The sequence below is a fragment of the Enterobacter sp. QK-SA4 genome, assembly GCF_056856775.1.
On record NZ_JBXFXH010000007.1, the window covers coordinates 4603953 to 4615709 of the forward strand.

The following is an 11757-nucleotide window of genomic DNA, read 5'->3' on the forward strand; positions in this document are numbered from 1 at the left end:
TGCGCTGTGAAGGTGAATGGCTGAAGGGCAGCCATACTAATGATATGATAGAGACATTAGCGTCCGGGATTGTCCCCGGGCTCCACACTTCAAAGGTTACAGTTATGATCATCGTTACCGGCGGCGCGGGCTTTATCGGCAGCAATATTGTTAAGGCTCTCAATGACAAAGGCATCACCGACATCCTGGTGGTTGACAACCTGAAAGACGGCACCAAGTTCGTCAACCTGGTGGATCTGAACATCGCTGACTACATGGATAAAGAAGACTTCCTTATCCAGATTATGGCAGGCGAAGAGTTCGGCGAGATCGAAGCTATCTTCCACGAAGGTGCGTGTTCTTCCACCACCGAGTGGGACGGCAAGTACATGATGGACAACAACTATCAGTATTCCAAAGAGATCCTGCACTACTGCCTGGAGCGTGAAATTCCGTTCCTGTATGCCTCTTCTGCGGCCACTTACGGCGGGCGCACCTCGGACTTCATCGAGTCCCGTGAATATGAGCAGCCGCTGAATGTCTACGGCTACTCCAAATTCCTGTTCGACGAGTACGTGCGTCAGGTACTGCCAGAAGCGAACTCGCAGATCGTTGGCTTCCGCTACTTCAACGTCTACGGACCGCGCGAAGGCCACAAAGGCAGCATGGCGAGCGTGGCGTTCCACCTGAACACCCAGCTGAATAACGGCGAAAGCCCGAAACTGTTCGAAGGCAGCGATGGCTTTAAGCGCGACTTCGTTTACGTGGGCGACGTTGCCGCAGTGAACCTGTGGTTCTGGGAAAACGGTGTATCCGGCATCTTCAACCTGGGTACAGGCCGCGCGGAGTCCTTCCAGGCAGTGGCTGACGCAACGCTGGCGTATCACAAAAAAGGCAGCATCGAGTACATTCCGTTCCCTGACAAGCTGAAAGGCCGTTACCAGGCGTTCACGCAGGCCGATCTGACCAACCTGCGCGCCGCAGGCTACGATAAGCCGTTCAAGACCGTTGCCGAAGGCGTAACGGAATATATGGCCTGGCTGAACCGCGACGCGTAAGTATGAAGATTCTGGTGATCGGCCCGTCATGGGTGGGCGACATGATGATGTCGCAAAGTCTCTATCGCACGCTCAAGGCGCGTTATCCCCAGGCGATAATCGACGTGATGGCACCCGCATGGTGCCGTCCGCTGTTGTCGCGTATGCCGGAAGTGAACGAGGCGATCCCGATGCCGCTTGGCCACGGGGCGCTGGAAATTGGCGAACGCCGTAAACTCGGCCATAGCCTGCGCGAGAAGCGCTACGATCGGGCGTATGTCCTGCCAAACTCCTTTAAATCCGCCCTGGTGCCCTTTTTTGCGGGTATTCCACATCGCACCGGCTGGCGCGGTGAAATGCGCTACGGCCTGCTGAACGATGCGCGGGTGCTGGATAAAGAGGCCTGGCCGCTGATGGTGGAGCGCTATGTGGCGCTGGCCTACGACAAAGGCGTGATGCGCAGTGCGAAAGATCTGCCGCAGCCTCTGCTATGGCCACAGCTTCAGGTTAACGACGGTGAAAAATCCCAGACCTGTAACGCGTTTGGTCTTTCGTCTGAACGCCCGATGATTGGCTTCTGCCCCGGTGCAGAGTTCGGGCCGGCAAAACGCTGGCCGCACTACCACTATGCGGAGCTGGCGAAACAGCTGATTGACGAAGGCTACCAGATTGTCCTGTTCGGTTCGGCAAAGGACCACGAGGCAGGCAACGAAATTCTCGCGACGCTCAGTAATGAACAGCAGGCCTGGTGCCGCAACCTGGCGGGAGAAACGCAGCTTGAACAGGCGGTTATTCTGATCGCCGCCTGTAAGGCCGTGGTCAGCAACGATTCGGGCCTGATGCACGTCGCCGCAGCGCTCAACCGCCCGCTGGTGGCGCTGTATGGCCCAAGTAGCCCGGACTTCACGCCCCCGCTTTCTCATAAAGCGCGCGTCATCCGCCTGATCACGGGCTACCATAAAGTTCGCAAGGGCGATGCCGCAGAAGGCTACCATCAGAGCCTGATCGACATTACGCCAGAGCGCGTTCTCGAAGAGCTTAACGAACTGCTGTTGAGTGAAGAAGGATAACGAATGCGGGTACTGATCGTTAAAACTTCTTCGATGGGCGATGTGCTGCATACGCTCCCGTCACTGACGGACGCCATGCGGGCCGTTCCCGGCATTCGTTTTGACTGGGTGGTGGAAGAAGGCTTCGCGCAGATCCCCACCTGGCATGAAGCGGTTGACCGCGTGATACCGGTGGCGATTCGCCGCTGGCGCAAAGCGTGGTTCTCCGCGCCGATTAAAGCCGAACGCAAGGCCTTCCGCGAGGCGGTGCAGGTACAGCATTACGACGCTATCATCGACGCCCAGGGGCTGGTGAAAAGCGCCGCGCTGGTGACGCGTCTGGCACACGGCGTAAAGCACGGCATGGACTGGCACTCCGCCCGCGAACCGCTGGCGACCCTGTTCTATAACCGCCGCCACCGCATCGCAAAGCAACAGCATGCCGTTGAACGTACCCGCGAGCTGTTTGCAAAAAGCCTGGGCTATGCGAAACCGGAAACCCAGGGCGACTACGCCATTGCGCAGCACTTTTTGCGCAATACAGATCCCTGTGTTCAGCCTTATCTTGTCTTCCTGCATGCCACAACGCGCGACGATAAACACTGGCCGGAAACGCACTGGCGAAGCCTGATTGAACTAATGCAACCTACCGGCATCCATATTAAACTGCCCTGGGGCGCTGAACATGAGCGGCAGCGCGCAGAGCGTCTGGCAGCAGGCTTTTCACACGTCGAAGTATTGCCGAAACTCACGCTGGCGCAGGTTGCAGCGCAGCTGGCGGGAGCGAATGCTGTTGTTTCCGTTGATACAGGTTTAAGCCATTTAACCGCGGCGCTGGATCGTCCGAATATTACGATTTTTGGTCCGACCGATCCTGGATTGATCGGGGGTTACGGCAAAAACCAGCATCAGATGGTCAGCCCGACCCAGCAAACGAAGGATATCAGCGCAGATGCTATTTTTTCATTTTTACAGGGCAGCCGTTGGCTTTCCAACAGGGATATCTAACGCATGAGTTACGTATTTCTGCTGATTTTACTCTTTCCGGTGAAGCTTATCCGGAAGCTGTTCCGCAAAGAGACGGGTAAAAATCTGGTCATTCAGACAGCAAAAATCGGCGATTTTGTTAATGCAACGCCCCTTCTGGCGTACCTGCAAAAAAGCGACGTGCTCATCAGCCGTAGCGTAGGTGCGCTGGCAAAGCATGATGAGACGATCGACGAGATTTTTTTTATCGAGCAGCATAAGCGTAACCTGTGGCGAAAGCTGGTCTTTGCCTGCCGGATCATGAACCGCTATGACAATGTCTATCTCCTGCAACCCAACAGCGTGAACCTCTTTTTCGCCTCCGTATGTAACGCTAAAAACAAACAGTTTTTAAGCACTTACACGCGCAGATGGTATCACGGTATTTTCTATGCAACGGCAGACGGCACTGTTGAACACGGCAGAAAGACGCTGTCGGTAACGAACTATCTCAAACTGGCCGATCGCACCTTAACCTGGAAAGACTCGCCAAAGCACGCCACAAAGCCGCTTTTCAAACCGGCGACCTATCCGGCAATCCTCGATAAACCCGGCGTGATCCGCATTGGCATCAGCGTAGCCGCGGGAAATAAAGCGAAAACCGTTCCGCCGGTCATCTGGAAGCAAATTGCCGATCGTCTCGCCGACCTGCCCTGCGAGTTTTATGTCTTTGGCGCGCCGAATGAACAATCGTGGATGGATGACATCACCCGCGCTTATGGTGAACTGCCCAACTTTATTAATCTGATTGGCAAAATCTCGCTTGAAGAGCTGCCGTGGGCCATTTCTAAAATGGATTGCTATATCGCGTCTGACTCGGGGAATGTCTACATTGCCGATGCTGTCGGCGTGCCGGTAATCTTACTGTTTGGGCCTTGTTGTCACTATGAACAGCGTCCGCTGGGCAACGTATTGCTGATTGGTAATGATGACAACATTTGCTCATATGTTTTTGAAACACGATATTACTTCTCACAGGGCCGGGAAGAACTCTTCGCTGTAACAGACGAATCGCTGCGTGAACTTAAACATTTCATCTGTGAGCTACCAACAATTAACGCAACCGCATACTCCTTTGATGCTCAGGGAAACTAATTTTTATGGCTTTTCTAAGCATCATTATTGCCGCGCATAACGCCAAAGAGACGCTTCACACAACGCTAGAAAGCCTGCAAAACGCGATTGAAGGTGCGGGCGATGATGTAGAGATCATTATCTTTAACGACAGTTCCAATGACTCTACACAGGATATTATCGAGGCGTGGCTGCCAGCGTTTCCGAATGCGCAATCCCGATACGTTGAGTACCGTAACGTAGGTCATGTTCGAAACAGTGCCCTCTCGCTGGCCTCAGGTGAATACATTACCATGCTGGATAGCGATGATCGGATGAAACCGGGCAGCATCAGGGACGCCGTGGCTTTTCTCAAAACAGAGCGCCCTGATATGCTACTGACGCGCCTGCTGGAAATTCGCGACACCAAAAAAATGACAGCCGACTGGCAGGGGTTCTCTCCGGTTGCTTTGTCGCAATATGAGGCAATTAAGCGATTCCTGCAGCACAAAGATTTTCAGGCGCACCTCATCGGGCAATTCATTCATCAGAAATTGTACGAGAGCAATCCCATTCCATCGATGGTCTGTTACGAAGACTTTGCGGTATTTCCTGCCATGCTCATGCAGGCAGAAAAAATCTGCTACCAACGCCAGGGCCATTACTATTACATCAAACGTAGCGACAGTTTGTCGAGCCGTCTCGACGCCACTAAAATCGCTACGCTGGTTGAATGCACATTACAGATGGAAAAAACATTCCCTCGTTCTTTTCAGCATCTTGTTAATTGTCACTGGTTTGATATCTACCGTAACCACCGGCAGCATCTGACTGACCTGCAACTCAAACTGGTCAAACAGCGGGTCAATGCACTTTATTCTCTCTCTTTCTTTTTCTCCAGAGATGTACGTTTCAGCTACAAAAAAAGGGTCATTGAGGCATTATGGAAAAAGTAAAACTGCGACTTTATCAGCTTACGCTGATTTTGAGCCTTATTTCGCTTGCACTGACGCTGCTGAGTTCAGGTAAGCAGCGAGAGTTTTTCTATATTGCAATTTATGCCAGCGTTATCGGCTTAGCGTGCGAATATAAAAAAATCACAGTGCGTCCTTTTTCTATCGCATTGCCGATCTTGCTAATTGGACTGCTCAATCTTGGCTGGTATCTGGTGTATGAATATCATAGTGAAGGTCTGAACGTTTATAGCGATTATCTCGGTGCAAGTAAAAAGTTGATTCTGGCAAGTATTCTCATTTTTTACCTTGACCGGTTTAAGTCTTATATTGATAAAGCTTCCTTCCAGAAATATTTTTTATACGCCTCTGGTGCAGGGTTTATACTTGCCACTGGCTATGGCTTATGGCAGGCATCACAGGGTATGGGACGTATTGAGATGGCCATAAACCGTGCGACCGTGTCGGCCTATGTTTACTCTGTACTGTCGCTGGCGTTTGTATACAGCCTTTATCTAGAGAAAAATATAAAACTATATATCACCGCAGGGCTCATCATTTTAATATCTTATTTCGTTATTCTGTTAACGGGCACGCGTGCCGCAATGGGATTATATTTACTCCTGGCGATTGTACTTACGCTTTACCATTTTAGAAGAATACACCTTAAATCAACGCTGATTTTCTTATGTATTGTGGCGGGTATTGTTATCGTCAGCTACAAGCCATTAATTTTACCAAAGATACAACAAACACAAGCTGAAGTTGAAAATTATCAAAAAGGCAATGATGCAACTTCACTCGGTGCACGTTTTTCTATGTGGAATGTGGGTATTCAAAACGGACTTGCTCATCCTTTCGGGCAGTCAGTTGAAGAGCGCGAAGTATGGACGCAGCAATATGTAAAAAATGGGCATCCACATCTCGCGACTGCACTCGAGTTTATCAGGGTGCATCTGCATAATGAGTTTATTGAAAAATATTCGCTGCAGGGGATCCCCGGGCTGGCGATATTATTCTTTTTCTATATATCGATGATCGTTTACGCACTTAAAAACAGAAATGGCCTGCTGCTGACGACCATGCTTCTTTTGTTACTCTATGGCCTGACGGACGTCATACTATTGAGTTCAGAGGCTGTAATCTTCTTTGTCACCGTATTTGCGCTGAGTACTCCTTTTTCGCAAACCAGGCAACGTTAATGGTAATGCCCGCCTGGCGGGCATTATTTTTTCTTGTATTGATAAAACTCCGCCAGCGTCATCCCGACCGTCTTGTCGGATAACCAGCTAAAGAGCGCTTCTAAATCCTGATACAACCCTTCGATCGCCGCCTCATCTTTAAACGTGGGGCTTCCGCCCGGCATAAATTCTGACGAATGAAGCATAAACTCCACGTACTCACTTCCCTGAGACAGGCATTGCTGTGCAACCTGAATCATTTGCGCCGCATTCCCACCGGACGGTCTTAGCCAGTTCACAGAGGGGGAGCGGTATTTACCGCGAAGCCTGTCGTAACCCTGTTTGATGGTGTTCAACCACGCCGGGTGTTTATACTGAATGCTCATCGGCACTTCGAGTAATGGACTATCGCCTGCCTGGGAAATATTGTCTAAATCCATGAAATAGGCGTGGTCAGGGAAATGCTGATAATCCGTTCCGCCATTACCCTGCGGGGCGCCCTTCGCGTTGCGCCAGTTCACGCGTGGCGTCACGGAGCAATCAACCTGGTAACCCAGTTCAACGAGCAATTTTGCGTAGCGACTGTCAAATGCCCAACGTCCGGCACGGTGGCTTAACATTTTGGTCTGGAAGGTCTCTTCCAGCAGGCGGGTCATAAACAGCACTTTCTCGCGCATCACCTCATCCGAAAACTCAATCAGATAAGGCTGCCAGCGCCAGTCATCTCCCGTGAGATCGTGTTCCGGCGGGCTATTCCATGCGTGAAGGTGCATTCCCACCTCGCCCTGACCGCGGGCGATCGCGTCCCTGGCGAATTCGATGAAAACGGGCTCGATCGCCATCTCGTAATTGGTCAGCCACACGGGCTTAAAGCCGAAACGCTCACAAAGCGCCTGGAACCGCGCCAGATAGCGCGCGTTTTCCGTTTTAATGACGCGGTGATTTTGCCAGAGATTATCGCCCTCAGTATCAATTGTGATGATAAACGCTGGTTTGTTCATAATGAGTCCGCAAGACAGGAAAGTTAGCGCTATGTTACGCACTCTCCAAAGCGTGAGTAAACCCTTCCTGGGAAATTACTGAGATTATGGAGAAAGAGTGCAAGTCGCTATCAGGTCTATTAGAATTGCCATCAGTACAACGCCGATAAGATGATGATGAATAACTTACCTAACACACCTGATTTGCGCATTTTACTTATCAAACTCCGCCATCATGGCGACATGTTGCTGACCACTCCCGTCATTGATTCATTACGTCAAAAATGGCCGCAGGCGCAAATTGATGTCCTGCTGTATGAAGAAACGCGCGATATGCTCGCCGCGCATCCGGCGATCGGTACAATTTATGGAATCGATCGTAAATGGAAGCAGCTGGGCACGCTGAAGCATCTTCAAAAAGAGTGGCAGCTACTGTGTGCGTTAAGAAATCAGCATTATCATCTGGTCATTAACCTGGCCGATCAATGGCGTAGCGCGATCGTCACTCGTTTTACCGGCGCACCCGTTCGCCTCGGATTTGCGTTTAACAAACGCAATAGTGCCTTTTGGCGTTTTTGTCACACCGATCTGGTCTCTGTCGACGGCCACAAATCCCTGCATACGGTCGAGCAGAATCTCTCCATTCTGGGGCCATTACCTGTCGCGCCGCAGCCTGCCGTCACCATGGCCTACGCCGCAGAGGACTGGGATTATGCCCGTCAAAGGCTGACGCAGACGGGTGTGGGCGAGCGCTATATCGTGATCCAACCAACGTCCCGCTGGTTCTTTAAATGCTGGAGCGAAGACAAAATGGCGCAAACCATTTCTGCACTGCAGCAGGAGGGCCATACGGTTGTGCTCACCGCGGGGCCGGATAAAAAAGAGCTGGCGATGATCGATCGCATTCTCGCCGCCTCGCCGAAGACGGGGGTCGTCTCTCTGGCGGGCCAGCTAACGTTGCGCCAGCTGGCCTCACTCATCGATCATGCGTGTCTTTTTATTGGCGTTGACTCCGTTCCAATGCATATGGCCGCCGCGCTTCAAACGCCCTGCGTGGCATTGTTTGGTCCATCAAAACTGACGTTCTGGTCACCGTGGCAGGTTAAAGGGGAAGTGATCTGGGCCGGCGATTACGGCCCGCTACCCGATCCGGATGCCATTGATACCAAAACGAAAGAACGCTATCTCGACGCCATTCCCGTTGATGCTGTCGTCTCCGCCGCAAGGAGATATCTGTCATGAAACACCATCGTCTGGCCATTGTTCGCCAAAAATATCGCCCTGATGGCGGGGCGGAACGCTTCGTTTCGCGCGCTCTCACCGCGCTGAGCAATCAGAACCTTGAGCTCAACGTCATCACGCGCGAGTGGCAGGGAGAGAAGCAGGACGACTGGCATATCCACATTTGCAACCCTCAAAAATGGGGCCGCATCAGTCGAGAACGCGGATTTGCACAGGCCGCGCGCGCGCTGTGGCAGCAACAGCAGTTTGATATTGTTCAAAGCCATGAGCGCATCCCGGGGTGTGATATTTATCGCGCGGGTGATGGGGTGCATCGTCGCTGGCTGCTGCAGCGCGCGCGCATTTTACCTGCCTGGCGTGCGCAAATGCTGATGTATGACCGCTATCACCGCTATGTGATGCGTGCGGAACGGGAAATGTATCAGGCGCCTGAGTTAAAAGCCGTAATCTGTAATGCGGAGATGATCAAACGCGAAATCGTTGAAGACTTTGATATTGACGCAAAGAAAATTCATGTGATTTATAATTCAATTGATTCCAGCCGCTTCGTTCCGGCCCAGGAGGCACAGCGTGCGATTTTGCGCCAACAATTTGGTTTGCCAGCCGATGCCGTTGTGTTCTGTTTTGTAGGCTCAGGGTTTGAACGAAAAGGATTAGCCAGCGCCATACGCGCTATTGCTGGAACATCTGCCTGGCTGATTGTGGTTGGGCAAGATAAAGCAGAACGTCGTTATCGCGACCTCGCCCGTTCGTTAGGCTGCGAGGGGCAAATCCGTTTCCTGGGGATGCAAAAAGAAACTCTGCCTTTTTATCAGCTATCCGATGGTTTACTGTTGCCAACGCTGTATGATCCCTTTCCTAACGTCATTCTTGAAGCGATGGCCTGCGGCTTGCCCGTCATTACTTCAGAGAGTTGCGGTGGTGCAGAATTTATTCAACAAGGCCAGAACGGATTTTATTGTGACGCACTTGATATCAGTACATTGAAGGAAGCGGTAGCCGCTATCCCTTCACTGGAAAAAAATAACAATATGGGACGAGCGGCACGTGAACGTGTAAAAGACGCCACTCCCGAAAAACTATCAAGTCAGCTTATTACGCTTTATCAAAAATTACTGGATTAAAAATGCGCATCCTAATGATTATTGATGGTTTACCCGGTGGAGGAGCCGAAAAAACGGTTCTTACACTCTCCCGCGGGTTAATAGAAATGGGGCATCAGGTCTCTCTATTCTCTCTGCGGAAAGTGTGCGACTACGCCATCCCGGAAGGCATCGATTATCAGGTTGTTCAGGACACATGTAAAAAACCGTGGCGAAAGCTGACGGAGATCCCACGCCGCGCCCAACTGCTTGATCAGGCGATTGAGCGAGCTGAGCGCAGCGGTAAATTTGATGTGGTGTTCTCTCACCTGCACAAGACAGACCGCATTGTGGCGCACTGCCGCGCGCTGGAACGTGACAAAGTCTGGTTCTGCGTGCACGGCATGTTCTCGTTTTCCTATCTTCGCCATCGCAGCGGACTTTCGCGCTGGTTTAAACATCTTAAAATTCGTCATACCTACGAAAACCGCAACGTTGTCGCCGTCTCAGGCGCCGTGTTGAAAGATCTTTCCGAGACGCTGGCGCTCAATCTTCGACGCAAAGCGGTTATCCATAATCCTTTTGATATTCCTGAAATTCAGCGTCTGGCGGATGCGCCTTTCGAAATGCAGGGAAAGGATTACATTATTCATGTTGGCCGCTTCCATGAGCACAAACGCCACGACCGACTCTTACGTGCGTTCGCCCTGAGCAAAATTGACACCACGCTGGTCATGATGGGCAATGGCTCTGACGCTCAAATTCGCAAACTCAAGCAGCTTGCAGCCGAGCTGGGTATTGAAAACAAAACGGTTTTCCGCCCGTTCGACTCCAATCCCTATCCCTGGATTAAAGGGGCACGCCTTTTAGTGTTAAGTTCTGACTGCGAAGGTTTTGGTAATGTGCTGGTCGAAGCCATTATCTGCCAGACGCCACCGGTCAGTACAAATTGCCCCGGAGGCCCTGCTGAAATCCTCACCGGAGCCTTAGCGCGCGGGCTGGCAGAGTTAAATGACGCGTCACTGGCAAAAACGCTGGCGGATATTTATACCACCCCGCCGGTCGTTGGCGATGCAACCATCGCGTCGTTCGGTATCAGTGCCATTTGCCAGCAATATATTGCTCTGGTCGACAATCAAAAATAATCAGGTTTCTTATGCAAAATTCTGCCCCATTGTTAAGCGTGGTGGTTGCCGTTTATAACGGTGAAGCTTTCCTGGATCAGTTCTTTACCTGCCTTGTCAATCAACGCATCGACAGCATGGAAGTCATCATTGTCAATGACGGCTCTACTGACCGCTCGATGGAGATCGTCGAAAAATGGCGAGAAAAACTACCGCAGATGCAGGTTATAGAACAGCAAAACCAGGGCGTATCCATCGCGCGTAACACCGGTCTGGCCGTTGCGACGGGTCAATATCTCTCTTTCCCGGATATTGATGATGTCTTTAAACCCGGCATGTACCAGCGCCTGCTGGATATGGCCGTCACGCAGGATCTGGATGTCGCCACCTGTAACGGGAACTACGTCTGGGAGAACAACAAAAAACCCTCACGCCCGATCTTCCCTGAAGACAAACTGGCTTCCACAGGGGTCATGGCTGGCCCTGCGTGGTTAAAAATGGCGCTGGATTCACGTAAATTCCTTCACGTCACCTGGCTGAACATCTATCGCCACGACTTTATCCGTAAACACAGTTTCCATTTCGAACCCGGCCTGCGCCATCAGGATATTCCGTGGACCACCGAAGTGCTGCTTGCGGCAGAGCGGGTTCAGTACACCAGTGAACGTTATTACGACTACTACATTCACTCTGCATCGGTGTCCCATATGCCGGACAATGACGACACGCTAATTCGCTCCGCGCGTCACTACATGAAAATCCTGCAGATGCTCGACGCCATCAATCAGCGCTACCCGGATAAAGTGAAAGGGATCCCTGCCTGCCACTGGCAAATTGCCAAAGAGGGGTTGGGCATTATTCACACCTTCGACAACATGAAGGATGAGAAGAAGAAATCAATGATTATTAAAGAGTTCTTCGAAACAGGCATCTGGAAACTCATCTGGAAAAGTGCAAAAAGTCCGCGTCTGCGCTGGCGGCTGGGTCGACGTTATTTCCGTTTGAAACGGTATCTGGCATAAGAGATAGCTTTACCTGGCCTAAATGCTTA

General features: G+C 51.4%; 11 protein-coding genes. 10 read left to right on the plus strand and 1 reads right to left on the minus strand.

Annotated elements, in window-relative coordinates:
• The first annotated feature begins 104 nt into the window (after positions 1 to 104).
• Genes rfaD through AC1VYI_RS23750 form a run of 6 tightly spaced genes read left to right on the plus strand, consistent with a single transcriptional unit; the run spans position 105 to position 6299 of the window.
• On the plus strand, positions 105 to 1037 hold the full coding sequence (rfaD, locus tag AC1VYI_RS23725; RefSeq protein WP_008502707.1) for an ADP-glyceromanno-heptose 6-epimerase: 933 nt from the start codon (positions 105 to 107) through the stop codon (positions 1035 to 1037).
• A 2-nt stretch (positions 1038 to 1039) separates the two neighbouring features.
• The gene (gene rfaF, locus AC1VYI_RS23730; RefSeq protein ID WP_032661897.1) at positions 1040 to 2086 is read left to right on the plus strand and encodes an ADP-heptose--LPS heptosyltransferase RfaF; all 1047 of its coding nucleotides are present in this window, start codon (positions 1040 to 1042) and stop codon (positions 2084 to 2086) included.
• A gap of 3 nt (positions 2087 to 2089) precedes the next feature.
• Positions 2090 to 3073: a lipopolysaccharide heptosyltransferase RfaC gene (rfaC, locus tag AC1VYI_RS23735; RefSeq protein ID WP_047743192.1), complete on the plus strand. Its 984-nt coding sequence runs from the start codon at positions 2090 to 2092 to the stop codon at positions 3071 to 3073.
• A gap of 3 nt (positions 3074 to 3076) precedes the next feature.
• Complete coding sequence (locus AC1VYI_RS23740) at positions 3077 to 4186, plus strand: glycosyltransferase family 9 protein (RefSeq protein ID WP_134866954.1); 1110 nt, start codon at positions 3077 to 3079, stop codon at positions 4184 to 4186.
• Positions 4187 to 4191: 5 nt separating this feature from the next.
• On the plus strand, positions 4192 to 5100 hold the full coding sequence (locus tag AC1VYI_RS23745; protein WP_134866955.1) for a glycosyltransferase family 2 protein: 909 nt from the start codon (positions 4192 to 4194) through the stop codon (positions 5098 to 5100).
• A complete protein-coding gene (locus AC1VYI_RS23750; protein ID WP_134866956.1) occupies positions 5088 to 6299 on the plus strand; it encodes an O-antigen ligase family protein in 1212 nt (403 codons plus the stop codon). Before AC1VYI_RS23745 ends, AC1VYI_RS23750 begins: the two co-directional genes overlap by 13 nt.
• Before the next feature lie 23 nt (positions 6300 to 6322).
• On the opposite strand, the gene AC1VYI_RS23755 is transcribed toward AC1VYI_RS23750, so the two are convergent.
• Positions 6323 to 7279 (minus strand): polysaccharide deacetylase family protein, encoded by a 957-nt coding sequence (locus tag AC1VYI_RS23755; RefSeq protein WP_134866957.1) that lies wholly within the window; start codon positions 7277 to 7279, stop codon positions 6323 to 6325.
• A 150-nt stretch (positions 7280 to 7429) separates the two neighbouring features.
• Here AC1VYI_RS23755 and rfaQ point away from each other — a divergent pair, with 150 nt between their 5' ends.
• Genes rfaQ through AC1VYI_RS23775 form a run of 4 tightly spaced genes read left to right on the plus strand, consistent with a single transcriptional unit; the run spans position 7430 to position 11728 of the window.
• Positions 7430 to 8500, plus strand: coding sequence for a putative lipopolysaccharide heptosyltransferase III (gene rfaQ, locus AC1VYI_RS23760; RefSeq protein ID WP_134866958.1), 1071 nt, complete (start codon positions 7430 to 7432; stop codon positions 8498 to 8500).
• Positions 8497 to 9624: a glycosyltransferase family 4 protein gene (locus tag AC1VYI_RS23765; RefSeq protein WP_023309896.1), complete on the plus strand. Its 1128-nt coding sequence runs from the start codon at positions 8497 to 8499 to the stop codon at positions 9622 to 9624. Before rfaQ ends, AC1VYI_RS23765 begins: the two co-directional genes overlap by 4 nt.
• A gap of 2 nt (positions 9625 to 9626) precedes the next feature.
• The gene (locus AC1VYI_RS23770) at positions 9627 to 10727 is read left to right on the plus strand and encodes a glycosyltransferase (protein ID WP_045354735.1); all 1101 of its coding nucleotides are present in this window, start codon (positions 9627 to 9629) and stop codon (positions 10725 to 10727) included.
• Positions 10728 to 10738: 11 nt separating this feature from the next.
• Complete coding sequence (locus AC1VYI_RS23775) at positions 10739 to 11728, plus strand: glycosyltransferase (protein WP_032661919.1); 990 nt, start codon at positions 10739 to 10741, stop codon at positions 11726 to 11728.
• Positions 11729 to 11757: the final 29 nt, after the last annotated feature.

Bases quoted from the DNA above. Each gene is read 5' to 3' on its own strand.
- AC1VYI_RS23775 (WP_032661919.1), top strand. From the start codon at position 10,739: ATGCAAAATTCTGCCCCATTGTTAAGCGTGGTGGTTGCCGTTTATAAC.
- rfaD (WP_008502707.1), top strand. From the start codon at position 105: ATGATCATCGTTACCGGCGGCGCGGGCTTTATCGGCAGCAATATTGTT.
- rfaF (WP_032661897.1), top strand. From the start codon at position 1,040: ATGAAGATTCTGGTGATCGGCCCGTCATGGGTGGGCGACATGATGATG.
- AC1VYI_RS23755 (WP_134866957.1), bottom strand. From the start codon at position 7,279: ATGAACAAACCAGCGTTTATCATCACAATTGATACTGAGGGCGATAAT.
- AC1VYI_RS23750 (WP_134866956.1), top strand. From the start codon at position 5,088: ATGGAAAAAGTAAAACTGCGACTTTATCAGCTTACGCTGATTTTGAGC.
- AC1VYI_RS23765 (WP_023309896.1), top strand. From the start codon at position 8,497: ATGAAACACCATCGTCTGGCCATTGTTCGCCAAAAATATCGCCCTGAT.
- AC1VYI_RS23740 (WP_134866954.1), top strand. From the start codon at position 3,077: ATGAGTTACGTATTTCTGCTGATTTTACTCTTTCCGGTGAAGCTTATC.
- AC1VYI_RS23745 (WP_134866955.1), top strand. From the start codon at position 4,192: ATGGCTTTTCTAAGCATCATTATTGCCGCGCATAACGCCAAAGAGACG.
- AC1VYI_RS23770 (WP_045354735.1), top strand. From the start codon at position 9,627: ATGCGCATCCTAATGATTATTGATGGTTTACCCGGTGGAGGAGCCGAA.
- rfaQ (WP_134866958.1), top strand. From the start codon at position 7,430: ATGATGATGAATAACTTACCTAACACACCTGATTTGCGCATTTTACTT.
- rfaC (WP_047743192.1), top strand. From the start codon at position 2,090: ATGCGGGTACTGATCGTTAAAACTTCTTCGATGGGCGATGTGCTGCAT.